Annotated in this window: 20 protein-coding genes; 9 read left to right on the top strand and 11 right to left on the bottom strand. The window is 73.1% G+C overall.

The features are described 5' to 3' along the window. Nucleotides 1-179: 179 nt before the first annotated feature. From SJY06_RS21760 to SJY06_RS21720, 9 genes are all read right to left on the bottom strand, one after another. Entirely contained in the window at nt 180-923 is a 744-nt protein-coding gene (locus SJY06_RS21760) for an alpha/beta fold hydrolase (protein WP_380169619.1), read from the bottom strand. A gap of 224 nt (nt 924-1,147) precedes the next feature. Further along, the gene (locus SJY06_RS21755; RefSeq protein ID WP_380169618.1) at nt 1,148-1,924 is read right to left on the bottom strand and encodes a nuclear transport factor 2 family protein; all 777 of its coding nucleotides are present in this window, start codon (nt 1,922-1,924) and stop codon (nt 1,148-1,150) included. After that, nucleotides 1,921-2,574: an isochorismatase family cysteine hydrolase gene (locus SJY06_RS21750; protein WP_380169617.1), complete on the bottom strand. Its 654-nt coding sequence runs from the start codon at nt 2,572-2,574 to the stop codon at nt 1,921-1,923. The genes SJY06_RS21755 and SJY06_RS21750 overlap by 4 nt, the downstream gene beginning before the upstream one ends. Before the next feature lie 50 nt (nt 2,575-2,624). Beyond that, the gene (locus SJY06_RS21745; RefSeq protein WP_380169616.1) at nt 2,625-3,104 is read right to left on the bottom strand and encodes a hypothetical protein; all 480 of its coding nucleotides are present in this window, start codon (nt 3,102-3,104) and stop codon (nt 2,625-2,627) included. Continuing rightward, nucleotides 3,101-3,868, bottom strand: a complete 768-nt coding sequence (locus SJY06_RS21740) for an SDR family oxidoreductase (RefSeq protein WP_380169615.1) — start codon at nt 3,866-3,868, stop codon at nt 3,101-3,103. Before SJY06_RS21740 ends, SJY06_RS21745 begins: the two co-directional genes overlap by 4 nt. Before the next feature lie 23 nt (nt 3,869-3,891). Beyond that, on the bottom strand, nt 3,892-4,434 hold the full coding sequence (locus SJY06_RS21735; protein ID WP_380169614.1) for a hypothetical protein: 543 nt from the start codon (nt 4,432-4,434) through the stop codon (nt 3,892-3,894). Between the two features lie 192 nt (nt 4,435-4,626). Beyond that, the gene (locus SJY06_RS21730; protein ID WP_380169613.1) at nt 4,627-5,577 is read right to left on the bottom strand and encodes an RNA polymerase subunit sigma-70; all 951 of its coding nucleotides are present in this window, start codon (nt 5,575-5,577) and stop codon (nt 4,627-4,629) included. A 209-nt stretch (nt 5,578-5,786) separates the two neighbouring features. Further along, nucleotides 5,787-6,434: a response regulator gene (locus SJY06_RS21725; RefSeq protein ID WP_380169612.1), complete on the bottom strand. Its 648-nt coding sequence runs from the start codon at nt 6,432-6,434 to the stop codon at nt 5,787-5,789. Nucleotides 6,435-6,478: 44 nt separating this feature from the next. Continuing rightward, a complete protein-coding gene (locus SJY06_RS21720; protein WP_380169611.1) occupies nt 6,479-7,654 on the bottom strand; it encodes a sensor histidine kinase in 1,176 nt (391 codons plus the stop codon). 131 nt (nt 7,655-7,785) lie between these two features. Between SJY06_RS21720 and SJY06_RS21715 the strand changes: the two genes are divergently transcribed. Together SJY06_RS21715 and SJY06_RS21710 are read left to right on the top strand one after the other, a co-directional pair. Next, complete coding sequence (locus SJY06_RS21715; RefSeq protein WP_380169610.1) at nt 7,786-8,502, top strand: hypothetical protein; 717 nt, start codon at nt 7,786-7,788, stop codon at nt 8,500-8,502. Nucleotides 8,503-8,652: 150 nt separating this feature from the next. Further along, on the top strand, nt 8,653-10,842 hold the full coding sequence (locus SJY06_RS21710; RefSeq protein ID WP_380169609.1) for an ATP-binding protein: 2,190 nt from the start codon (nt 8,653-8,655) through the stop codon (nt 10,840-10,842). Nucleotides 10,843-10,909: 67 nt separating this feature from the next. Here SJY06_RS21710 and SJY06_RS21705 read toward each other — a convergent pair whose 3' ends face one another. Both SJY06_RS21705 and SJY06_RS21700 read right to left on the bottom strand, forming a co-directional pair. After that, a complete protein-coding gene (locus tag SJY06_RS21705; RefSeq protein WP_380169608.1) occupies nt 10,910-13,135 on the bottom strand; it encodes a diguanylate cyclase domain-containing protein in 2,226 nt (741 codons plus the stop codon). Between the two features lie 689 nt (nt 13,136-13,824). Further along, nucleotides 13,825-14,520, bottom strand: a complete 696-nt coding sequence (locus tag SJY06_RS21700; protein ID WP_380169607.1) for a TetR/AcrR family transcriptional regulator — start codon at nt 14,518-14,520, stop codon at nt 13,825-13,827. A gap of 97 nt (nt 14,521-14,617) precedes the next feature. Between SJY06_RS21700 and SJY06_RS21695 the strand changes: the two genes are divergently transcribed. From SJY06_RS21695 to SJY06_RS21665, 7 genes are all read left to right on the top strand, one after another. Next, complete coding sequence (locus SJY06_RS21695) at nt 14,618-15,658, top strand: NAD(P)-dependent alcohol dehydrogenase (protein WP_380169606.1); 1,041 nt, start codon at nt 14,618-14,620, stop codon at nt 15,656-15,658. Beyond that, complete coding sequence (locus SJY06_RS21690; RefSeq protein ID WP_380169605.1) at nt 15,655-16,416, top strand: DUF4386 domain-containing protein; 762 nt, start codon at nt 15,655-15,657, stop codon at nt 16,414-16,416. The genes SJY06_RS21695 and SJY06_RS21690 overlap by 4 nt, the downstream gene beginning before the upstream one ends. A 17-nt stretch (nt 16,417-16,433) precedes the next feature. Next, a complete protein-coding gene (locus SJY06_RS21685; RefSeq protein WP_380169604.1) occupies nt 16,434-17,987 on the top strand; it encodes a serine hydrolase domain-containing protein in 1,554 nt (517 codons plus the stop codon). 461 nt (nt 17,988-18,448) lie between these two features. After that, nucleotides 18,449-19,576, top strand: coding sequence for a DUF418 domain-containing protein (locus tag SJY06_RS21680; protein WP_380169603.1), 1,128 nt, complete (start codon nt 18,449-18,451; stop codon nt 19,574-19,576). A 17-nt stretch (nt 19,577-19,593) separates the two neighbouring features. Beyond that, nucleotides 19,594-21,291, top strand: a complete 1,698-nt coding sequence (locus SJY06_RS21675) for a gamma-glutamyltransferase (RefSeq protein WP_380169602.1) — start codon at nt 19,594-19,596, stop codon at nt 21,289-21,291. A 34-nt stretch (nt 21,292-21,325) separates the two neighbouring features. Continuing rightward, complete coding sequence (locus SJY06_RS21670; RefSeq protein WP_380169746.1) at nt 21,326-21,820, top strand: DUF1772 domain-containing protein; 495 nt, start codon at nt 21,326-21,328, stop codon at nt 21,818-21,820. A 143-nt stretch (nt 21,821-21,963) separates the two neighbouring features. Then, the gene (locus SJY06_RS21665; protein WP_380169601.1) at nt 21,964-23,037 is read left to right on the top strand and encodes a hypothetical protein; all 1,074 of its coding nucleotides are present in this window, start codon (nt 21,964-21,966) and stop codon (nt 23,035-23,037) included. The last annotated feature ends 170 nt before the right edge of the window (nt 23,038-23,207 follow it).

Below are 23,207 nucleotides of genomic sequence, written 5' to 3'. Positions count from 1 at the left end.
GGGGGACCCACCGACCCCGGTTGGTCACCCGCTCGGGGGCACGCCCATCCGAGAGCGGCGCAGCCTGCGCGGAACGCCGGCTTCAGATCGATGCCGGAGCACAGCCACAGCCGCCGGGAGGAAGGGATGAACGCCCAGGCCATAGCCGTCACGTCGGGGGTTCCGGGCGGGCAGTGCGCTCAGCGTGCTGCTTCGATCCTGTCGGTCCAGTCGAGGATGTGTTGCAGGTAGACCTCGGTGCCGTCCTCCCACGAGTAGTGCGCCGCGTCGGGGATGACGGCGAACTCGCTGTTGGGCAGCAGCTCGCTCAGGCGCGTCGAGTTGCTCATCGCGACGAAGGTGTCGTGCTCGCCGTGGAGCACCAGGACCGGCGTCCGGATCGACGCGTAGGACTCCATCATGCGGGGCACGATGCCGGGGTAGCTGCCGAGGAAGCCCACCTGGCCACGGAGCTTGCCCGGCCCGGTCGAGCCGTCGCGGAAATCGTCCAGCACCGCCTTCGGGGGCCGCTCCTGGTGGAATCCGATGCGGTTCGCCGCGCGTACGTAGATGCGGCCACCCAGCCTTCGACCGAGTGAGCGCACGGCCAGCCCGAACAGGCGGGAGTTGACCAGCAGCCGGAAGGTCAGGTCGCCCTGGACCGGCGAGACCGTCCCGGCGTCGCCGCCGACGACCGATGCGATGCGCTCCGGGTGGTCGGCCACGAACCGCAGGACCGTGGGCGTCCCGACGTCCGGCCCGACGAAGTGGGGACGCTCGAGCTCGAAGTGGTCGAGGATCCTGCCGAGGAACGCAGCGTGCTCATCCACCGTCGTGACGTCCGACGCTGCGTCCGACCCGCCGTGGTTGGGCAGGTCGACGGCGACGAGGTCGAACCGCTCGGCCAGGCGGCTCCACATGTTCCGGTACGTCAGCACGCTCATCGGCTGTGGCGACGTCATCAACATCTGTGGTGCGCCTGGCCGCCGCGCCGCGGCGAAGCGAAGGCGGTGACCACCCACGACGGCGTGCTCGAAGCGCATCGCCGGGTGGTCTGGCAGCTCCAGACCGTGGAGACCGGTGTCGGTCATCAGCGTCCTCTCCTTCGGAGCGGGGCGGCCCTGCTCACCTCTCCAGACGACAGCCCACGACGAGACTGTTCGGTCGATCAGGTCTGCGGCATGTCGGAGTAGAACGCGATGTTCATCTGGCTGAACGCGGCGTCGCGGTCGGGGACGAGCGCCGCGTACGCGTCGCTGTCGAAGACCGCTCGGCCGGCACGGGCCGAGTCGGCGTCGGCGAAGGTGACGATCATCGACATGAACGTGTCGGTGTGGCCGACGACTGACTCGTCCTGCTTGATGATCATGGGTTGGGAACCACCGGCCTGCATCAGCATCGGGACCACGCCGCCGACGTAGCGCTCGAGGGCGGCGTGTTCGGCGAGCACCGGGGTGGCCGTGACGAAGAGGTGGTGCCTGCCGGTCGGTGCAGGGTCGGGCAGCTGGAAGAACTTGATGACGTCGCCGCCCTCGTCCCAGGTCGGCGTCATCGTGATGGCCGAGATCCTCCATCCCTCGCCACCGTGCACGTAGTCGCAGGTGTAGACCGCGTTGAGGCTCATCACCTCCTCGCCGAGCTTGTGGCGGGCGAAGACGTAGGTGTCGCCGTGGGCGGTCTCGCCGTCCACCTCGACCAGGGAGTTGGTCATGTAGTGCTGGGTGACGAGCCCCTCGGTCGAGAAGAGGGACCGCACCAGGTCGGTGAAGGCATCGCCAGGCAGCTGCATCCGGGCGCCCATGCCCCACTTCGAGAAGTCCCCGACGAGCGTGGCGTGGAACACCGAGCGGAACATCGCCCAGTCCTGGGTGTTGATCCCTCTCGCATACCGGTAGTGCAGCTCGGCGATCTCCTGCTTGGCGATCACGTCGTCGATCGTCATCATCGTCGTTCCCTTCGCTGTGTGGGGGTGTCCTCGGACGTCAGGGTGTGGACGAGCTGGGCCGTGGTGAGGATGAGGTGGGCGTAGGTGGGGCCGTTGATCTCGTGGGCGGCGTGCATCGCCTCGGCGGAGAAGGCGGCGGTGGCGTCGCGTACCAGCGTCACGTGGTAGCCGAGCTCGGAGGCGTAGCGGCCGCTGGTCTCGATGCAGGTGTTCGCGATCAGGCCGATCAGGATGACGTGGGTGATGCCGCGCTGGCGCAGCTGCACGTCGAGGTCGGTGTTGGCGAAGCTGGACCCGCTCCAGTGCTCCCTGACGACCAGATCTCCGGGCTCGGGGCCGAAGCCCGGGTACCACTCACCGCCCCAGCCGTCGCGGGCGAACAGCTGGTTGGCGTGGGCACCCAGCTGGAAGGGTGTCGGGTTCACCCATCCCTGGAAGTCCGTGGGCTCGTACCGGTGGTGGGGCAGGATGACGACGGGGATACCGGCCTCACGCGCCGCCGTTCGGATGGACGCGATGTTGGAGTGGAGGTCCACCGACTGGGCCACCTCGCGGACGAGGGGCCACATCTTGCCCTCCTCGGCCAGGAAGTCGTTGTAGGGGTCGACGAACAGCAGCGCGGTGCTGCCGTCGGGGTATCCGGTGCCCATGGCTCGTTCCTTTCGATCGGAGTGGGGCGGGACTTCTGCGTCGGGTCGGCTCATGCGTCGCGGCGCAGCAGGACGCCGATGATCGCGAGGTGGGAGATCAGCACCAGCGGCACGTACCAGATCAGGGCGAGCCACATGCCGCCGATGTCGTAGCTGATCAGGTCGGTCTGGGCGACGATCCGTCCGACGTTGACGAAGTCGAGCAGGCCCACCACCGTCACGAGCCACGTCACGGCGACGGTGGCGCTGGAGCCGCGTCGGGCCAGGACCAGCGCCACGATCGCGAGCAGACCGGTAGCCATGTCACCGAGCCCGGCCTGCAGCAGCAGGTCCCTGGGCACCGCGGGATCGACCTGGCCCTCGGCGGCCAGCGTGAGTCCGGTGAACCGGAACGCCTGGACCAGCAGGAGAGGCTGCAAGGCCGCCGTCAGAGGCAGGCCGGACAGCCGGGGCGCCACGTACCAGAGGTAGATCAGCGCGTACACGACGGTGGCCACGGTCACCTGGGCGAAGAGGATGACGTAGTTCATTCGTAGTGCTCCTTCGAGGCGTGAACGGCAGACGGCCTGCTGGTCGCGTTGAGCCGGGCGAAGATCAGGCCGGGCGCGAGCCGGCTGAGCCACTTCAGCTGCACCGACTGCCCGGGCGCGATCTCGTCCTGGCCCCGACGCAGCCCCTGGAGGAAGGCCTGGACGAGGTCGTCGGTCGGCATGCGAGCGAAGCTCGGGTTGAGACCGTCGGCTAGTGGCGTGTCGGTGACCGGGGGAAGCAGCTCGACCACCCGGACCGACGTGCCTTTGAGCTGCTCCCGCAGGGCAACCGTCCAGGCGTGGACGAAGGCCTTGGCTCCGGAGTAGACCGGTGCCGACGCGTAGGGCACCCACGCGAGTCCCGAGCTGACGTTGACGATCACCGACCTGCGCTGCAGCAGGTGCGGCAGGAACGCGTGGACCAGCCGGACCGGGCCGGCTACGTCGATGTCGATCTCCTGCAGCTGCCGCTGGAGCGGAAAGCCGGACGTGACGTCGAAGAAGTGCATGACCCCGGCGCAGTTGACGAGGATGTCGACACCTCCGGAGGCCAGGACCTGATCGTGGAGGGCCTCGATCTGCTCCGCGTCTGTGACGTCGCAGACGACCGTCCGGATCGACTGGTGGTTGCGGGCCGCCTCGTGGAGTCGCTCCCGGTCGCGGCCGGTGATGACGACCGTCGCCCCCTCGTCGGCCATGGCGCGGGCGAGCGCGCGGCCGATGCCCGAGCTACCTCCCGTGACGATGACCCTTGCTCCGGCCAAGGGGAGGGACCGTGCCGGGCGGCTCATCGGGTCTGCCGCACGGCGGGAGGCAGCGACGTCTTCACGACGGCCGGTGACAGCTCGTCCCTGCGACGCAGCAGGGCGTAGACGACGTAGCCGTGGCTGAGGACGAGCAGCGGGACCACGAGCCCGAAGGTGATCCACATGACGCCGATGCCCGACTCCAGGACACCGGCGCCGGCGACGGTGACGGACACGAGGACGATGTCGCCCAGGCCCACCACCGTGAGCAGCCAGGCCAACGGCACCGTCAGAGGTGAGCGACGGTATGCGGCCAGCGCCGCCACGATGCCGACGGTGGCGGCGGACAGGTCACCGAACGCGATCACCCGCAGCGCGTCCATGTCCTGGCCCGGGTCGACCTGGCCCGGGGCCAGCATCGTCAGCCCGAGGAACCGCAGGCCGTGGACCATCAGGACGACAGCCAGCGCCGTGTACGCGTCTGCTCGCTGCAACCGTCCCAGGACGTGCTGCCGGAACAGCGTGGCGAACATGACCAGACCGAGGCTGGACTGGATGGCGACGATCACGTAGGGGGACAGCACGGCTGGACCTCGCTTCAGGGTGGCTGGCGGGGGCTCGAGCGACGGACGGGGTCGCCCGACCGTCACGACCCCGGTCGGGCGACCGGCGGCCCCTGCTCACCCCTCCAGACGACAGCTCACGGCGAGACTGTTCGGTCCCGACCGGTGTCCGCCTGGTCGGAACACTCCGGTGGTCAGCGACCGCCGGCGCGGTCAGTGACCGGCGAAGACGTCGATCGCCCCGATGCCTGAGGCGTCGACGCTCAGCACCATGTCGGCGATCTGCGTCGACTCCCCGTCGGGGTCGACCAGGTGGACCGTGTAGGACGGCTGGGCGTTGAAGAAGGCCGGCAGCAGCAGGTACCGCCCGAGCGGCACGATCAGCGTCGCGAAGGCGGTGACGACGTCAGCCCGCCCGTCGTACCACGACGGGATCGGCGGCATCGCCATCCGGACGTCCTCGCGCAGCGTCTCGACGAGGCTCTCGACGTCGGCTCGTTCCCACGCCGTGACGAAGGCGTCCAGGGTGCGGCGCACATCCGGGTCCTGGATCGGGTGCCCAGGCATCGACTCCACCCCTGACTGGTGGTAGGTCTCCCGCATCTGGGTCCGGGCTCGGTGCAGCGCGCTGGTGACGGACGGGACGCTGCACTCGAGCGTGGCCGCCGTCTCCGCTGCGCTCCACGAGAGGACGTCGCGGAGGATGAGCACGGCACGCTGCCGAGCAGGCAGGGTCTGCACCGCGGCCAGGAAGGCCAACCGGACGCTCTCCTTCATGGAGTAGACGCTGGCCGGGTCCTGGGAGGAGTCGCCGATGTAGCGGGACGGGATCGGCTCGAGCCACGCCACCTCAGGCTCGGGCTCGCCGACGGGACGGACCGGGTCGGACGCCGGTCCCCGTGTCGCTGGGACCACCCGACGTCTGCGACTTCTCAGCAGGTCCAGACACACCCGCGTCGCGATCTTCAGCAGCCAGGTCCGCATCGAGGAGTCCCCCCGGAAACCGGCCCGACTCCGCCACGCTCGAAGAAAGACCTCCTGCGCGGCCTCCTCCGCCTCGTGGAACGAACCCAGGAACTGGTAGCAGTGCACCACGACCCGGTCGCGGTGCTCGCGGACGACGCCCTCCATGCCCTCGTCGAGGTGCAGGTCTTTCGCGCTCACGAAGCCTCCAAGCAGACGCGCCGGGCCACTTTCTGGGGGCGTGACCGACACTACAGAGCGCCCCGGCCCGATGGTGCAGCAGACCCGAGCACCGCTGCGGGAGGTGTGGGACCGCCCCGGAACTGCTCGTGGGACTGAGGCCGAGCGCCGGGGTCGTGGGGTCGGCGTCGGGCCGTGGCGTCACCAGCAGCCCATCGCCAGCCACGTCCTCAGCCGTCCACCCGTCCGGTCTCGTGGGCCCACATCGCGACTTCGACGCGGTTGCGAGCGCCCAGTTTGGTCATGAGGCTGGTGAGGTGCGCCTTGACGGTGCTCAGGGAGACGTAGAGGTCGGCGGCGACCTCGGCGTTCGTCCGCCCGCGCGCGACAGCCAGCAGCACCTCTTCCTCCCGGTCGCTCAACGGCACCACGGGCTCGGTCGGCGTGGCCGCGGACCGCGCGGCGAACGTCGACAGCAGCCGTGCGGTCACGCTCGGGGCGATGAGGGCGTCCCCCCGTGCGGCCGCGTGCACGGCCTGCACGAGCAGGTCGGGTCCGGCGTCTTTGAGCAGGAATCCCCGTGCGCCTGCTCGCAGCGCGTCGTGGACGTACTCGTCCAGGTCGAAGGTGGTGATGACCACCACGGGCAGCGGGTCGTCGACGTCGGGCCCGGCCAGCGTGCGGGCGGCCTCGATGCCGTCCAGCCCGGGCATCCGGACGTCGAACAGGCAGACGTCAGGGCGCAGCCGGCGGGCCGCGGACACCGCCTCCACACCGTCCCGGGCCTCGGCCACGCCCTCGATGCCGGGCTGGGCGTCGAGGACCATGACCAGACCGACCCGGACGAGGTCGTGGTCGTCGGCGACGAGGACGCGCACCGGAGCGGCCTCCGGGTCCGTCGCCCCGCTCGTGCCCGGCACGTTCATCGCCGACGAGACCTGGGCAGGGTGGCGTGCACGGCCCACCCGCCGTCGGGTGAGGGGCCGGCCTCGAGCCGGCCGCCCAGCAGCTCGACCCGTTCGCGCATCCCGACGATGCCCAGTCCCGACCCGGTCCCGCGGGCGCTCGTGGTCCCGGCGCCGTCGTCCTTCACGAGCACCTGCACGGCGTCCTCGGTGGCGCGCACGCTGACGTCCACCCGTGTCGCCCCTCGGGCGTGCCAGCGGGCGTTGGTCACCGACTCCTGGACGACCCGGTAGACGGCTGCGTCCACGGCGCCGGGCAGGTCACGGGCCTCGCCCGTGACGTCCACGTGCACCGCGGGCCGACCGGCCCGTCCCGCCTCGGAGTGCTGGGGGAGGCCGGCGAGCCCCGACAGGTCGGCGACCCCCCGCACCGGGGCGCGACCGTCGGTGTCACCGTCCCTCAGCACGCCGACCACCGACCGCATCTCAGCCAGTGACAGCGTGGCCGCCTCCTCGATCACCCGGAGCACGTCGGCCGCCCGCGCGGGATCGGTGGCGGCGACTGCTCGCCCTCCCTGGGCCTGGAGGACGATGCCCGAGACGTGGTGGGCGACGGTGTTGTGCAGGTCCCGGGCCAGCCGCTCCCGCTCCCGGTCCCGCACCTGCTCCTGCGCGCGCCGGCGGTCGGCCACCGCCAGCCGGACCGCGACGCCGAGGACGACCGGAAGCAGCAGGAACCCGGCGCCGATGAGGTTGTCCTGCGCCGAGCTGCCGTAGAGAGGTTCACGGCCGAAGTGGGCGACCATCAGGAACGCCACGCCGACGGCGACGTGCCGACCCGACGCCCAGCGGCCCAAGGAGTACGGCATCAGGAGCACGACCGCGGTCGTGTTCGGCACCCCGTGGGGCAGCCCGGCCAGTGCCGGACCGAGCCCGGCCACGGTCTGCGCGCCGTAGGCCAGCACCACCATCGCCAGCGGGAACCGACTCCGCCACAGCGCGGCCCCGACGCACACCAGCGTCAGGGCCAGCGTGAACGGCGGCCACGGGACGTCGTCGCGGGCCAGGACCTCCACCACCGCGGTGGCCGTGCCCACGGCGACGACGGCCACGTCCAGGCGCCACCAGCCGTCACGGGCGGGCGACGGGACGCGCGGCTCGCGCCACAGCGCCCGTAGCAGCCGTCCGACCATGGACCGAGGGTATGGACCGTGAGCGCGTCCGTCATCGGCCTGACGGCCATCCGGACGGTGGACCTTCGGCCAGCCGGCTCCGGCCTCGATACCGATGTGCCTGGTGCGCCGCGGGCGTGAGCGTGTCCGCCATGACGACCACGACCACCACCCAGCCCTCGTCCCCTCTCACCCGTACCGGCTCCTCGGCGGGGTTGCAGCGCGGCGCCGGCATCGCCGCGCTCGTCAAGGCGGCCACCTACCTCGTCGGCTTCGGCGTCATAGGCGCCTACCTGGCCCCACGCGGCCTCCTCGACGCCCAGGGAGACCCAGCAGCGTCCCTGCAGTTCCTCCTCGACAACCAGACCGTCCTGTACGCGTGGTACCTCGTGCTCTACCTCGTCGGCGGCATCGCGCTGGTCAGCCTCGTGCTCGGGGTGCGTGATCGGCTGCACGGGGCGTCCGCCCTGGCCCGCACCGCCGAGGTCTTCGGACACATCTGGGCCGGCCTCCTGCTCGCCAGCGGCATGGTCCACCTCATCGGCCAGCAGGCCGTCGTCGCGCTCGCCGCCGACGACAGCACGACCGCGGCCACCGTGTGGACGTCGGTGGGCGTCGTGCAGGACGCCCTTGGTGGGGGCGTCGAGCTCGTCGGCGCGGTGTGGGTGCTGCTGGTCAGCCTCGCCGCGCTCCGCACGCGCACGTTCTCGCTCGGGCTCGCGGGCCTCGGCCTCGCGGTCGGCGTCGCCGGCGTGTGGACCCTTCTGCCCGCCGCCGCCGACGTCGCCGCCTCGCTGTTCGGCCTCGGCTTCGTGGCGTGGTTCGTCTGGACCGGGGTCAGCCTGCTGCGCGCACCTCGCCAGGGATGACCGGTTCGTGTTCCGCACGCTGCTCCCCCCAGATCGCGGACACGGGGGTCCAGGCGCCGCGCTCTGGGGGCGCCGTCGTCCCCGCCGTCACCCGTACGGGCGCTCGCGTCCGGTCGAGGCGGAGTCGACAACCAGAGGATGGCGAGGGCGATGGAAACCGTGGAGGCCCCGGGCGTCGGTGTCGCGGCCCGGCTCGTCGCCCTGCGTTCGCGGCGGCCGGTCCTGACCACGGCCTCCTTCCTGGTCCTCTACGCCCTCGCGGTGGCCCTGGGGCGCACCACGCGGGTGGAGGACACCCAGCTCGCGCTGGTGTGGCCTGCTGCGGCCGTGGGGGTGCTGTGGATCGCGGCGTCGTGGGGCAGCGCCCGACGGGTGCTGCTCGCCGGCGCCCTGCTGGCCCTGGTGGCGGGCCTCATCAACCACGTGACCGGGGTGCGCTGGGAGATGGCGGTCGTGTTCGCCCTCGCCAACGTCGTGCAGTCGCTCGCCGTCTGCGCGGTCCTCGACCGGCTCCAGCGGGCCTGGAGCAACGAGCCGTTCCGGCTGCGGCACACCCAGGACCTCGCCGCCCTCGTCATCGCCTCCACGGCGGGCTCGCTCGCCGCGGCGTTCATCGGTCCCGTCGGGCTGTGGCTGCTCCAGGACGCCGACCTGCTGCCGACCGCGGGGGCGTGGATGCTGCGCAACGCCGCCAGCGTGTTCGTGTTCGCCGCCCCGGCGCTGCGGCTCGTCGACCCTCGGGTGCGCTACCCCCGGCAGGGCTGGCAGGTGTGGGCCGAGCTGGCGGTCGCGAGTGTCATCATCTCCGTCGGCTACCTGGCTGTCTTCGCCCTGCAGTCGAACCTTCCGCTGGCCTTCTTGCCGGTCCCCCTGAGCATGTGGATCGCGCTGCGCTTCCACACCACGTTCGCCGCGGTCCACGTCCTGCTCGTCGGTGTCCTGATGGTGGTGACGACCCTGCAGGGTCTCGGTCCTTTCGGCGACGCGACGCCGGTCAACAGGGTCCTGCTCGCCCAGGCGTGCGTGTCGGTCGTCGGCCTGGTGACCCTCGTCCTCGCCCTGCAGCGTGACGACCGTCGGCGGCTCGTGGCGCGGCTGGAGGAGACCACGCGGCAGGCGCACGAGCTGGCCGAGGAGCGGGACCGGGCCTCGCGGGCCAAGACCGCCTTCCTGGCCACGATGAGCCACGAGATCCGCACCCCGCTCAACGGGGTGCTCGGTCTCACCGACCTGCTGTCCGGATCCGGTCTGCCCGAGGAGCAGGCCGGCTGGGCCCGCCAGGCCAGTCGGTCCGGCCGCGCCCTGCTGACGATCGTCAACGACGTGCTCGACCTGTCCAAGGTCGAGGCTGGTGCGGTCGAGCTGGAGTCGGTGCGCTTCGGGATCGCCGACGTCGTCGAGGACGCGATGCTTCCGGTGAGGATGGCCGCCGACGAGGCGGGTGTCGCCCTGGTCGTGGCGGTGCGGTCCGCGTTGCGGCAGGACCGGGTCGGGGACCCCTCACGGTTGCGGCAGGTGATCACGAACCTGGCCTCGAACGCGGTCAAGTTCACCGAGCAGGGCTCGGTCGTCGTCACGGTCGGTGGGGACGACGAGCAGGTGTGGCTGCAGGTCGCTGACACGGGCGTGGGGATGACCGAGGAGCAGCAGGCAAGGCTGTTCCAACCGTTCACCCAGGCCGACGCCTCGGTCACCCGCCGGTTCGGTGGCACCGGTCTCGGGCTGGCCATCGCCGGCGGACTGGTCGAGCGGATGGGCGGCACGATCACTGTCACCAGCGCCCCAGGACGGGGATCGACGTTCCGCGTCGACGTCCCCCTCGCGCTGGCCGAGGACGCGCAGCCGACCCCGGTGCGCGCGCAGGTGGGCGTCCCGGGCCCCCGTCCGGCCGCCACCGGGCCGGCCCGCCGAGCGGGCGAGGCCCCCGAGCGGGTCGAGAGCGGCCTGCGCGTGCTGGTCGCGGAGGACAACGAGGTCAACCAGCTCGTGGCCCGGATGACGCTGCAGCGGGCGGGCGTCGAGGTCGACGTCGTGGGCGACGGTCGGCAGGCGCTGGACGCCCTGGACGCCGGTGGCTACGACGGACTCCTGCTGGACCTGCAGATGCCCGTCCTCGACGGCATCCGCACCGTGGAGGCGATACGGGCGTCGGAGGCCGAGCAGGGAGGCGTCCGGCTACCCGTGTTCGCCATGACGGCGAGCGTCCTGGCCACGGACCGGGACGCCTGCCTGACGGCCGGGATGGACGGCGTGCTGCCCAAGCCGTGGAACGCCGAGCAGCTGAGGTCCGTTCTCGACCAGATCGCGAGGGGACGGCGAACCGCGGCGAGCAGCGGCTGACCGGCGCGCCCACCGTCGGGCGTGCCGGGGCCGCAGGGCCTCGACCGCGGTGCCGGCGTGGCGCCCCCTACCGTCGAGGGAGTGGTCCGTCGCCGGCGGTCCCCGCAGCGGCTGGGTCAGCGCGGGTGGGGCGTCCGGTGTGGACACGGACCCGGTGCCTGCCGTCCCGCTTGGCGGCGTACATCGCCTGGTCGGCGTCGAGCAGCAGCTGCTCGGCGGACGCGTCTCCGTCGCTCACGGCGAGGCCGATGCTGGCGCCGACGGTGAAGGTGCCGGCCGAGACCGTGACGGGGTGGTCCAGAGCGGCGAGGATCCGGTCGGCGACGGCGCGGGCGCCGGTGGTCCCGGTCAGGTCGGCGCAGACGACGGCGAACTCGTCGCCCCCGAGCCGTGCCACGGTGTCGCCGGGGCGGACGGCGTCGGTGAGGACGGCGGCGATCCTCCGCAGGACCTCGTCGCCTGCTTCGTGCCCAGCGGTGTCGTTCACCTGCTTGAAGCCGTCGAGGTCCAGGTAGAGGAGCCCGACGAGGCCACCCGACCGGGCGCCGACCTCCAGCGCCTGCGTGAGGTGCTCGTGGAGCAGCGCCCGGTTGGCCAGCGAGGTGAGCGGGTCGTGCAGCGCCTGGTGACGCAGGGTTGTCTCCGCCGCCCTGCGGGCGGTGACGTCCTCCACGAGCGCGATGACGTGCGGCGGGTCGGCGTCGGTGGCCGGCACGAGCGACGTCGACAGCACGGCCCGGACCTCTCCGCCGTCGGGGCGGACCAGGCCCACCTCGACGGTCACCACACCGGGATCTCCGTGCTGGAACGCGCCCAGGGCGTCCTCCACGGCCTGCTCGTGCCCGGCGCCCACGGACGGGGAGAGGCCACGGCTGAGGACGTCCTCCGTCGTGCGAGCGAGCAGCCGGCAGAACGCGGGATTGACCGACAGCATCCGCCACCGCCCGGTCGGCGAGGGCGTGGAGGCGATGAACATGCCCATCGGGGCGGTCGTGAACGCGGTCCGGAAGCGCTGCTCGCTGCTCTCCAGCGCGGCCTGCGCCGCGAGCTGGCTGCTGATGTCGCTGGCCACTCCGATGTAGCCCACGGGCTCGCCGTCCGCCCCGGGCATGGCGGTGACGGTCAGCCGCACCTGCAGGCTGCTGCCGTCGCGTCGGCGGTAGGTCCACCGTCGGGTCTCCGCCTCGCCCCGTGCGGCGGCCTGGACGAAGACCAGGAAGCCCGGTCGTACTCCGAGCTCGGCCGCACGGGACACCACCTCGTCGTAGTCGTGGAACGTCTCCGGTGTCCGGCCGAGCATCTCCTGCTCCGACCAGCCGAGCATCCGCTGAGCCCCGACGTTGAAGACGGTGATCCGACCCTGCGGGTCGGTCGCGACGATGGCCTGCTCGGTGGCGCTGGCGAGCACTCCGGCGAAGAGGTCCCGAGCCTGGGTGGTCTCCCGAGCGCGCAGCCGGTCCGACGTCACGTCGCGGAACACGGCCACTGCACCGCGGGTGCCGTGGGCCCCGACGAGCCGCCGGGCCCGCACGTCCAGCACCCTGCCCTCCGGGACGGCGGCGTTCCGAACGAGCACGTCGGCCTCGACGTCGTCCCGACCGGCGAGGGCGCGGGCCAGCGGCAGCTCGTCGGCGGGGATCGGTCGCCCGTCCGGGTGGAAGAGCCCGAAGCGCCTGGACCACTCGGCACGGTCGGCCACACCGTCCACGGTCATGCCGAGCAGGTCTCTGGACGCCGGGTTGGTGAGCACGAAACGCCCGTCGCTGTCCACGACGGCCACCCTGTCGACGATGCTGGTGATCACGGTGTGCAGCAGCCGGGACTGCTCCGCCGACCGGTCGCGGGACTCGGAGAGCTGTCCGACCAGCGACGTGTTCTCGTCGCGCGACAGGGCCAGGGGCAGGGACACGAGGAACAGCACGGCGACCAGGGCCTGGGCGAGCATGACCCGTCCCGAGGGCTCGATGGTCGAGAACGGTCCGCTGCCGCCCAACGTGAGGGCCATCACCGCTGTCCCGGTGGCCAGCCCGTAGCCGACAACCACGGGCAGGGAGGCGCGCAGGCCGGCCCACACGGCGAGCGGGACGACCGCGAAGGTGGCCGGGACGGCGTCCTGCGAGGCGAAGACGCTGCCGTACACGACCACGGTGGTGATCCCCAAGGCGACCAGCTCGGTGGTGCGGGGCCAGGACCAGGCGGGCCAGCGACCTGCCGACCGGTACGAGCGCCACACGTGCGCGAGGACGAGGCCCGCCGCGGCGATGACGAAGGTCCCCACGGCGTTGCGGAGCACCCAGGGCCCAGCAGACCGAGCCAGTCCTGCCCCGTGACCCGGGCGACAACAGGTGTCGCGACGAGCGAGCTCACCGCCGCCCCGAGCGAGGCTGCCACCGCGAGACCGCCGAGGTCGGCGACCGTGGCGACCCGCCGTGTGGGCGACCAGCGGACGAGGACGGTCAGCGCCACTCCGGCCTGGACCGCGTTCGCCAGCCCGAGGGTGGCAGCCAGCCCCGGCGACGCGCCGGTCCACAGGTTGCCGGCCGCGGCCACGCAGGTCAGGAGCAGCAGGTCCACAGCCCGCCACCGGGGACGCCCCCAGGACACGGCGACCCACAGCACGGCGACACCGGCCGCCGGCCAGATGAGGGCCAGCTCCGAGCCCGCCACGACGGTGGACCGACCGAGGTGCACCGCGCCGGCGTAGACGACCGTCCCGACCAGTGAGACGAGCAGCGGCGGGACGGGGCGACCCAGACCTCGGCTCCGGGGCGTCGTCGCTGCGGGTCCGGCGCTACCGGTCATGCGGGCCTCCTGCGGGCTGGCGTGCGATCTCCCCCCTCAGGTGTGTCGGCAGGTCCGGTCTGCGACCGCAGCAGTCTGTCAGGCCACGGTCACCGGTCGACCGCGTCGCGCCGTCCACGGCCCTCGTTCAGGTCGGGTCGATCAGCGGGGGCTGTTGCCGTCGGCCTGACCAGCGGCAGGTCACGCCACGTCGGTCTGCCGCCGCTCCTGCTCGGCCAGCGCGGTCAACCCGTCCAGCAGCAGGTCGAGCCCGACCTCGAACGACGACCCGAAGCTGTACCCCGGGCGCAGGACGTGCTCCCGCGTGAGCTCCACCAGGTGCGGATACGCGTCGGCGTCCATCGCGCCGACGATCTGCTCGGCGACGTCGGCGATCTCGGCCTCGCCGTGGGCGGGCAGGCTCGCCTCCTGCAGGGCGAAGCCGTAGACGAAGCTGTCGATGACGGCGTAGGCGTGCGCGGTCAGCGGCAGCGAGAGCCGGCCCCGGCGCAGGCAGGCCAGCACGGCCTCGTGGTGGGCGAGGATCTCCTCGCCCGGTGTGGTGCGGGACTCCAGCAGCGGCGTGGCCCACGGGTGCCGGGCCAGCACCGCTCGGGCGGAACGGCACCGCACCCGGATCGCGTCCTGCCAGGGCAGGTCGACGGGCGGCGGGTCGATCTCGCTGAACACCTGCCCCACGAGGCCGTCGAGGATCGCCTCCTTGCCGGCGACGTGGTGGTACAGCGACATCGGTTTCACCGACAGCTCCACCGCCAGGGCGCGGATCGTCAGGCCCTCCACCCCCTCCCGGTCGGCGAGGTCGAGCGCGGCGGCCAGCACCCGCTCGCGGCTGAGCGAGCCACGCCGGTGCGGCTGGCTGCTGACGGTCTGCTTCACGGGTCCTCCGGTTCGGGCGTTGACTGCCATACATAGTACGGCTACCGTGGTGAACCGATCCAGTACTAAGTACGGTTCGCGTCTATCAGGAGATGTCATGACCACAGCCCGAGAAGCAGACCACCCCGGCGCCACGTCCCCGGTACCGACGCAGATGCGCGCCGTGGCGCAGGAGGCGTACGGGCCGCCCGAGGGGCTGGGCCTGACCGAGCGCCCGGTCCCGCGTCCCGGTCGGGGTGAGGTGCTCGTCGCCGTCGAGGCCGCGGGCGTCGACCGGGGGGTATGGCACCTCGTCACGGGGCTGCCGTTCGCCGTGCGGTTGGGGTTCGGCCTGCGGGGCCCGCGCCAGCCCGTGCCGGGCCTCGACCTCGCCGGGGTGGTCGTGGCACGGGGTGAGGGGGTCACGCGCGTCGACCTCGGCCAGCGGGTCTTCGGCATCGGCACGGGGACGTGGGCGGAGTACGCCGTGGCCCGCGAGGACAAGCTGAGCGTCGTCCCGGACGGGGTCGACCTGGTGGGCGCCGCCACCGTGGCCATCAGCGGTGGTACGGCCCTGCAGGCGCTGCACGACGTCGGCCGCGTGCAGCCGGGGCAGCGGGTGCTCGTGATCGGTGCCTCCGGCGGCGTCGGCAGCCACGCCGTGCAGATCGCCCGGGCCGCCGGCGTCCACGTGACCGGCGTGGCCAGCGCGGCCAAGGCCGACCTGGTCCGCTCGCTCGGTGCCGACGAGGTCGTGGACTACGCGACCAACGACCCGGTCGACGGTCGCACCCGCTACGACCTGGTCCTCGACATCGGCGGCCGCCGGCCGCTGCGGGCGCTGCGGCGCGCGCTGACGCCGACCGGAACGCTCGTCATCGTCGGCGGTGAGGGTGGTGACCGCCTCGGTGGCGGCGTCGACCGGCAGCTGCGGGCCCTCGCCCTGTCGCCGTTCGTCGGGCAACGGCTGACGACCTTCGTCGCGAAGGAGCACCACTCGAGCAGCGACCGGCTCGCCGAGCTGCTGGCCGACGGCCGCCTGCGCCCTGCCGTCGGCCGCCGGTACCGGCTGGAGGACGCCGGCACGGCACTGAGCGACGTGGCAGCCGGCCGCGCTCGAGGCAAGTCCGTGATCGTGGTCGCGGGAGACGAGCGATGAGCGCCACCAGGACCACGTCGACGTCGCCCGCCGACCCGCTCAGCAGGACGTCGGGTGACACCCGGCCCCGTGCCGCCGCCCTGTGGGCCGGCGGCAGCTACGCCGCCCTCTTCTTCCTCGCCGTCTTCGCCAACTTCGCCGTCGTCACCCGGTTGGTGGACCCGGGCGACCCGGCGGGGACGGCCGCCGCCCTGGCGGCCGAGGCGCCGCTGGTCCGGGCGGCGGTGCTGGCCTTCGGGGTCGTGTTCGTCCTCGACGTCGTCATCGCCTGGGCGCTGTTCGTGGTGCTCCGCCCGGCGGGGCGAGACCGGTCGCTGCTGGCGGCGTGGTCGCGGCTCACCTACACCGCGTTCCTCGGCGTCGCCCTGGTGCCGCTGGTCCTCGCGCTCCGGCTGGCGAGCGACCCGACGTACGCCGGAGTGGACCCGGCCACGCGCGAGGCCGGGGTCGCGGTAGCTGTCGAGGCGTTCGACCTCACCTGGCTCGTCGGGCTGGCCGTGTTCGGTCTGCACCTGGTCGTGGTGGGAGCCACCGTCATCCGCTCGCGGATCGCCCCGAGGCCGCTGGGGTGGCTGCTGGTGATCGCCGGCACGGCCTACACCGTCGACACGGCGGCTCACGTGGTGCTCGCCGACTACGACCGCTGGGCGGGTGTGCTCCTCGCGGTCGTCGCCGTACCCTCCGTCGTGGGGGAGCTGTGGCTCACGCTGTGGCTCCTGCTCCGGGCCGGACGCGGCGAGCGATGGGCCCGCGCCTGAGCGGGAGAGGTCTGCCGATGCGGCTGGTGGTGGTGCTCATCGCCTGTGTCGCGCTGGGCCTCGGTGCGGCCGCCCCGGCCGTGGCGGACGACACGCCCGCCACCCCCGGGCCGGACGAGGCGGTCGAGGCGGTGCTCGACCGCCGGATGCCGTCCTCGGGGGTGCCTGGCGTGGCCTACGCCGTCGTGGCCGACGGGCAGGTCACCAACGTGGGGGTGCGCGGCGTCGTCCGGGCCGGGACCGGCGATGACGTCACGCCGGACACCCCGTTCCCGGCCGGATCGATCACCAAGAGCGTGACGGCGCTGGCCGTGATGCAGCTCGTCGAGGCGGGAAGGGTCGACCTGGACTCCGCGGTCGCGGAGTACCTGGACGGCTTCGCGGGAGGTCCCGCTGCCGGGGTCACCGTCCGCCAGCTGCTCAGCCACACCAGCGGCTTCTCCACCCGGCAGGGCAACACCTCACACACCGATGCGACCGGTGACGGCGACGAGCTCGCGCGGCGGGTCGACCGGCTGGCCGGGCTTACCCTCTCGCGCACGCCCGGCGTGACCTGGGAGTACTCCAACGCCAACTACCTCGTCCTCGGGCGCCTCGTCGAGGTGGTGAGCGGCGAGGACTACGACACCTACGTCCAGCGCGAGATCCTGCAGCCGCTCGCCATGGCCGACAGCTTTGTCGCCGACGGCGAGGTCCACGAGGACATGGCGACGGGCCACCGGCCCTGGTTCGGCACGAAGCGGCCGCTGCCGGAGGACCGGACCGAGCGCGGGATGGCCCCGGCGGGTGGGCTCGTCGCCAGCGCACCCGACCTGGCCAGCTACCTGCTAGCCATGATGAACGGCGAGGACGACGTGCTGAGCGCCGAGGGCAAGGCCCTCATGATGCGCCCGGCCGGGCCGGCCTCGTCCTTCTACGGCCTCGGCTGGTTCGTGGACGACGGCGACGGCAGCGTCTGGCACTCCGGCTCGGTCCCCGGGGCGGAGTCGCTGGCCGTGATGCGGCCGTCGGAAGGCACGGCGGCCGTCGTCCTGGTCAACGGCGGCAGCGGCATCGGCTTCGGGGAGACGACCGCCCTCCGCGAGGGCGTCACCGGCACGGCCCTCGGCCTCGACGGCCCCGACGACGGCTCCCGCTGGACGCAGCAGGCCCTGTTCGTCGGTCTGGTGCTGCTGCCTCTCGCCTACCTGCTGAGCATCGTCTGGGCCTGGCGGCACCGCGACGCGATCCGCGCCAAGGCTGGCTTCCCCGGACTGTTCAGCCTGTGGTTCCCGCTGGTGAGCACCAGCGTCGCCGCGTGGGTCATGCTGCGCCTGGTGCCGGACCTCGTCGGTGCGCCGCTCGGCACGCTGCGGCTGTTCCAACCCGACCTGGGCCTGCTGCTGATCTCCGGCGCCGTCACCGGGGTCCTGTGGGCGACCGTCAGGCTGGTGATCGCGCACACCGGAGGGACCTCTGCGAAGGAGCGGCCCCAGGAGCGGCGCCGACCGAGAGGGCGTCCCGAGGTGCGGCACGAGAACCGGGCGCGTCACCAACCGTCTCGTGGGTCCGAGTCCCACGCCCCCGGTTGACGAACGGCGACAGCCGGCGCACAGCTCAGGACCAGCGATCCCAGCCCGGCGCCCATCCGGCACCGCCACGTCAGCGTGACGCTCGGCGACCCCGAGAGGGGCGGGATCGGGAGCACCTTGTCCCCGTTCACGGAGTGGGTCGGTCCGAGGGTGAGGGCCGGCGAGAGCCCGACGCCTCCTGCCAGCCGGACCCACCTGACCCACGCGTTCAGGCAAGCTCTCGATCTCGACCCGCGCGGAGATCCCCGCCGACCTGGCTGGCACGGGCACCGCTCGACGTCAGGGGCCGGGCCACGGGCCCGTGGGTGTCCCGCGCGCGCTCCCGCGACGGACCGCTCGAGGGGACATATCGTGATGGTCGTGGACATTCGCGCCGGGCTCGCCGGGCCCGCGGGCCCGCCCCGCGGTGGCCTCCGCCGTCGGCGGGGCACGGCGGTCGGCCGGAGATGACCGTCCCCGCGGTGTCGCGGCCCGGGACGTCGTCGGGTGGGCCCGGCCCGGGCCGGCTCACCGGGCTGGACGCCGCCCGGGGACTGGCCATCATCGGCATGATCATCATCAACGTCGGGCCGACGACGGCGACGTCGCCGTGGCACCGGCTGTACCTGCTGCCCTACGGCCGGGCGTCGGTCCTGTTCGTCGTGATCGCCGGCATCGGCATCGGTCTCCTCGCCGCGAGGACCGCGCGGGACGCCTCGTCACGGGCGGGTGCCCGCAGCGTTGTGCTGTGGCGGGCAGCGGTGCTGGCAGCGGGCGGTCTGGCGCTGCAGTCGCTCACCGACGACATCGGCGTAATCCTCCCCCTGTACGCCATCCTCTTCCTGCTGGCCCCGGTGCCGGCGCGCCTGTCGACCCCCGGGCTGGTCGGAATCACCGCCGTCATGCTCGTCGTCGGGCCTGTCCTCGTCGTCGTCCACGACCTCCTCGCCCTGCCCCCGGTCCCCGGCACCGCCCCGGTCCAGGTCGACGACCCGCCGCTGGACCTGCTGCTCGGCCTCCTGGTGGCCGGGCGGTACCCCCTGGTGACCTGGGTCGTGCCGTTCCTCGTCGGTCTGCTGCTGGCGCGGGCCGACCTCACCGCGCGCCGCACGCAGCGCCGTCTGATGGTGTGGGGGACGGTCGCGGCGCTCGGCGGCCTCGGCGCGTCGACGGTGTCACGGACCCTGCTGGGGCCGGTCGCGGACGACGGTCCGGCCCGGCTGCTCACCGGTGTGGCCCACGGCCAGATGCCGTTGTGGCTGATCAGCAGCGTGGGCGGGGCCGCCGCCCTGGTCGGCCTCGTCGTCCGCGTCGGGCAGTCACGGCCACGCCTGGTCGAGCCCCTGGCCGCCTACGGCCGGCTGTCCCTGACGGTGTACGTGCTGCACATCCTCGTGCTGGTGGTGCTCGTCCCGGGTGAGCTGACGTTCCGGCAGGGCATGGCCGTCAGTGCGGCCTTGGTCCTCTGCTCGGCCCTCGTCCCGCTGCTGTGGGCCCGTGTCGGCGGGCCCGGGCCCCTCGAACGCCTGACCCGGCCACCCTGGCTCGCGGACCGCGCCTCGAGGAGGCGGCGTCTGCGGGTCCCGCCCTCGCCCGCCGACCCCCGATGATCCGAACGGAGCCGTCCGTGCGACCACGACACCTGACCCCGGTGGCGCTGCTGCTGGTGCTGTGCCTGCTGCTGGCCGCCTGCTCGGGAGCGGAGCAGCGGGCGGCGCCGGACGATGCCGCCGCGCCCTCCGACGCCGGCTCGCCCCCGCCTGCCACCACGCCGACGCCCACGCCGCCGCCGACGGTCGAGCCGGCACCGAGCGCCACGCCGGCCGCAGCGGCGCTCGAGTCCCGCGGCGTGGCCTCCGGGCACCCGCTGGCGAGCCGCGCCGGGATGGAGGTCCTGGAGCAGGGCGGCAACGCGGTCGACGCCGCGGTGGCGACCGCGTTCGCCGACGCCGTGCTCACCCCGTCGGCTTCCGGCATCGGTGGCGGCGGGGTGGCCCTGGTCGCGGCGGACGGGGTCACGGCCAACTACGACTACCGCGACGTGGTGAACGAGTCCGGCACCGTCCCCGACGACGGCCTGGGGGTCCCCGGGTTCGTGGCCGGTATGGGGCGCCTGCATGCCGACCACGGGTCCCTGCCGTGGCAGGACCTGCTGGAGCCTGCGACCCGCCTGGCCCGTGAGGGCGTCCCCGTGTCCGGGTTCCTCGCCGGGGCCATCGCCACGGGCAGCGGGCAGCGGGCCACCGGCGACCTGCCGCAGTTCCGACGCGAGTCCGGCGGCACGCTCGGCGAGGGTGACCTCCTGGTGCAGGAGGACCTGGCCGAGACCATGGCCGTCATCGCCGAGGAGGGGCCGGCCGCGGTGTACGACGGCTCGCTGACGACGGCGCTGGCCGAGGTGCCCGGCCTGGACGCCGAGTCCCTCGCCGCGTACGAGGTGGAGGTCGCCGAGGCGGCCGCGGGCCCGGTGGGCGACTACACGATGGTCTCGGCCTCACCCCCTCACCCGGGGGCGGCGATCATCCAGATGGTGCAGGTCGCCGAGGCCGGTGGGATCGCCGGCACCGACCCCGGCTCGGCGGCCTTCGTCGACCTGCAGACGCGGGCCTGGCGGGTCGCGCAGTCCTCGGTCGAGGAGAGCATCGGCGACCCCGCGTTCGTCGACGTCCCCGTGGCAGAGCTCACCGACCCCGAGCGCAACGCGGCGATCGCGGCGGATCTCGACGGTGCCCCGCAGGCCCTGGCGGCCGGGCCGTCCGGGTCCTCGGCGGAGAACACCACCCACATCTCGGTCGTGGACGCCGACGGCCGGGCCGTGTCCATGACCAACACCGTCACGAACTACTGGGGGTCCGGTCGCGAGGTGCTGGGCTTCTTCGTCAACGACTCGCTCGAGCGCTTCGACGACATCGGCGACTCCGACACCAACGCCCCGGCGCCCGGCCGGCGGTCCGTGACCTGGAGCGCGCCCACGATGCTGCTCGACGACCGGAGCCGACCGGTGCTCGTGCTCGGCACGCCCGGCGGGCAGCAGATCCCCAACGTCATCGCCTCCGTGGTCACGCGGTGGGCCCTGCACGGCGAGGACCTCGCCGACGTCGTGCCCGCGGACCGCTTCTTCTACGACGACGGCGTCCTCAGCCTGGAGTCGTCGGACCTGACCGACCCGCTCGCCGCGCTCGGGTGGACGGTGGAGGTCCTGCCCGGGTCCGCCCGGACGAGGTTCGGGTCCGTCCAGGCCCTGGCCGTCGACTGGGACACCGGCGAGGTGTCGGGCGTCGCCGACACCCGCCGCTCCGCCGGGGTGGAGACGACGGGCCGTTGACCTCGCGGTGGGGGACAAGGACGATCGACCCGTGATGCTCGCCGTGACGGCCTCGTCCGTCGGTGCCGTCGTCACCTGCGGCCTCGTGGCGGGCCTGCTGCTCGGTTTCGCCGTGGTCGTGATGCCCGGCCTGCGTGGCCTGGGCGACGCCGACTTCGTCCGGTCGTTCCAGGCCGTCGACGGCGTCATCCAGCGCGGCGCCCCGGTCTTCGGCCTCGTGTGGGCGGGGTCGGCCGTGCTCCCGCTGTTCGCCGTCGTCACCCGGTTGCTGGCGACCGAAGGCCCGGACGTCCGGCTGCTCGGGGCGGCGGCTGCGCTCATGCTGCTCGGCGTGCACCTGCCGACGGTCGTCGTCAACGTCCCGGCCAACAACCGGTTGCAGGCCGTCGACGTGGCGGGTCTCGACGGCCCTGCCCTCGCCCGGCTGCGGGCCGGCTTCGAGCCGCGCTGGAACCGCTGGAACCGGGTGCGCACGGTGCTCGCGACGGTCGCGGTGCTGCTGCTGGCCCTGGCGTCGGCGACGGACTGACGGTCCGGCCGAGTGCCGGGCCGCCGGTGTCACGGTCTCGTCACCGCTTCGTCCTCCTGCCGTTCTCGTCCCGGTGGGGGCCCGGCTGCTGGAGTGGTTTCACCGCCGGTGCGGCGGTCCCATCCCAGCCACCAGGAGCAGCCATGCGGACCATCACGCGTGTACGGAACCACCCCTCGGGACCCGCGCTCGTCGGGCTCCTCACCGCCGCGACGCTGGTGGCCCTGCCGTCGCCGGCCCTGGCCGGCTCCTCCGACGACGAGGACCGCAGGGTCCTGCTGCGCTCGGCGCAGGAGGACGTCGAGCTCGACACGGCGTCCCTGCCGCTGCAGACCGGGCGCGTGGGTTCGGTCGACGGCCCGACCGTGCGCTACGTCGTGACCGAGACCTCGAGGCGCTCCGACGCCGCACGCCGGGGTGTCAACCACGCCCCCCGGCTCGCGGCCGCCGCCGGGACGGCCGCCGTGCAGGACGTCGAGCTGGTCGACGGGGTGGTGGTCTTCCCCGCCACGGTCGACTTCGCGCCCGAGCTCGTCGTGCAGGCCGGGCCGGGCGGCTTCCCCCCGGCGGTGGCCCGGCCCGGGTCGGTCGGTGAGGCCGGCTACTCCCCGCTGGTGCGCCTGCCCGACGGCACGGTGCTCAACGCCCCCCACGTCGCCAACGCCACGGGCACCCACGACAAGCTGCTCCGGACCGAGCCCGGTCGCCGGGGTGCCGAGCGCGGCGTGTTCCGGGAGTCCGAGGGCTTCTACGAGGGCGAGGAGGTCTACTACGTCTCCTTCGACGCGACGGACCCGGTCATCGCCGCGCTGGAGAACGCCACCTACGCACCGGCGCTCGCCGCGGCTCCCGAGGCCGGGTCGGACGACGACGACAGCGCCCGCTCGGCCATCGTGCCCTTCGTGAACGGGCAGACGGGGACCGGCAACCCGCAGCGGCAGGGCCTGTCCAGCGCGTTGCTGGGCGAGGGTGACCCGCTCAACGTCATCGACTCGCTCCCGGTGCGGGGCGGCAGCGACGACTACAGCCCCCTGTGGGACGTCCACGCGGCCGAGTGGACGCCCGCCGCCGTCCGGGCCGGCACGAACACCCTGCAGACCGACGTCGACGACGTCCGCGACCTGGTGGACGACGGGCTCGTCACCGGCCCCGGTGGTGCGCCGTGGGGGGCGATCGACGTCATCGTCAACTGCCCGGTCATCAGCGTCGAGCGCTGAGCCCGCGGGTGGGGACCGCCGAGCGCGACGCTCGGTGGTCCCCACCCGTACCCGCGGGGGGACCTCGTCCAGTCGGCGTCAGGCGAGCGTGAACGCCGCCGTGAGGACCTCGTGCGCGACCCGGCCCGGCGCCCCACCTGCGCACGCACCTCGCGAGCAGGGTCCTGGCG

This window comes from Jannaschia sp. R86511 (assembly GCF_042466345.1).
In the GTDB taxonomy this organism is placed as follows: domain Bacteria; phylum Actinomycetota; class Actinomycetes; order Actinomycetales; family JBBAYJ01; genus Aquipuribacter.
The sequence above is the reverse complement of the archived record's forward strand: the minus strand, read 5'-3'. Positions and strand labels throughout refer to the sequence as shown.

Excerpts from the sequence above, each read along its gene's own strand:
- SJY06_RS21760 (WP_380169619.1), bottom strand. The coding sequence starts at position 923 with ATGAGCGTGCTGACGTACCGGAACATGTGGAGCCGCCTGGCCGAGCGG.
- SJY06_RS21755 (WP_380169618.1), bottom strand. The coding sequence starts at position 1,924 with ATGATGACGATCGACGACGTGATCGCCAAGCAGGAGATCGCCGAGCTG.
- SJY06_RS21750 (WP_380169617.1), bottom strand. The coding sequence starts at position 2,574 with ATGGGCACCGGATACCCCGACGGCAGCACCGCGCTGCTGTTCGTCGAC.
- SJY06_RS21745 (WP_380169616.1), bottom strand. The coding sequence starts at position 3,104 with ATGAACTACGTCATCCTCTTCGCCCAGGTGACCGTGGCCACCGTCGTG.
- SJY06_RS21720 (WP_380169611.1), bottom strand. The coding sequence starts at position 7,654 with ATGGTCGGACGGCTGCTACGGGCGCTGTGGCGCGAGCCGCGCGTCCCG.
- SJY06_RS21715 (WP_380169610.1), top strand. The coding sequence starts at position 7,786 with ATGACGACCACGACCACCACCCAGCCCTCGTCCCCTCTCACCCGTACC.
- SJY06_RS21710 (WP_380169609.1), top strand. The coding sequence starts at position 8,653 with ATGGAAACCGTGGAGGCCCCGGGCGTCGGTGTCGCGGCCCGGCTCGTC.
- SJY06_RS21695 (WP_380169606.1), top strand. The coding sequence starts at position 14,618 with ATGACCACAGCCCGAGAAGCAGACCACCCCGGCGCCACGTCCCCGGTA.
- SJY06_RS21690 (WP_380169605.1), top strand. The coding sequence starts at position 15,655 with ATGAGCGCCACCAGGACCACGTCGACGTCGCCCGCCGACCCGCTCAGC.
- SJY06_RS21685 (WP_380169604.1), top strand. The coding sequence starts at position 16,434 with ATGCGGCTGGTGGTGGTGCTCATCGCCTGTGTCGCGCTGGGCCTCGGT.
- SJY06_RS21670 (WP_380169746.1), top strand. The coding sequence starts at position 21,326 with ATGCTCGCCGTGACGGCCTCGTCCGTCGGTGCCGTCGTCACCTGCGGC.
- SJY06_RS21665 (WP_380169601.1), top strand. The coding sequence starts at position 21,964 with ATGCGGACCATCACGCGTGTACGGAACCACCCCTCGGGACCCGCGCTC.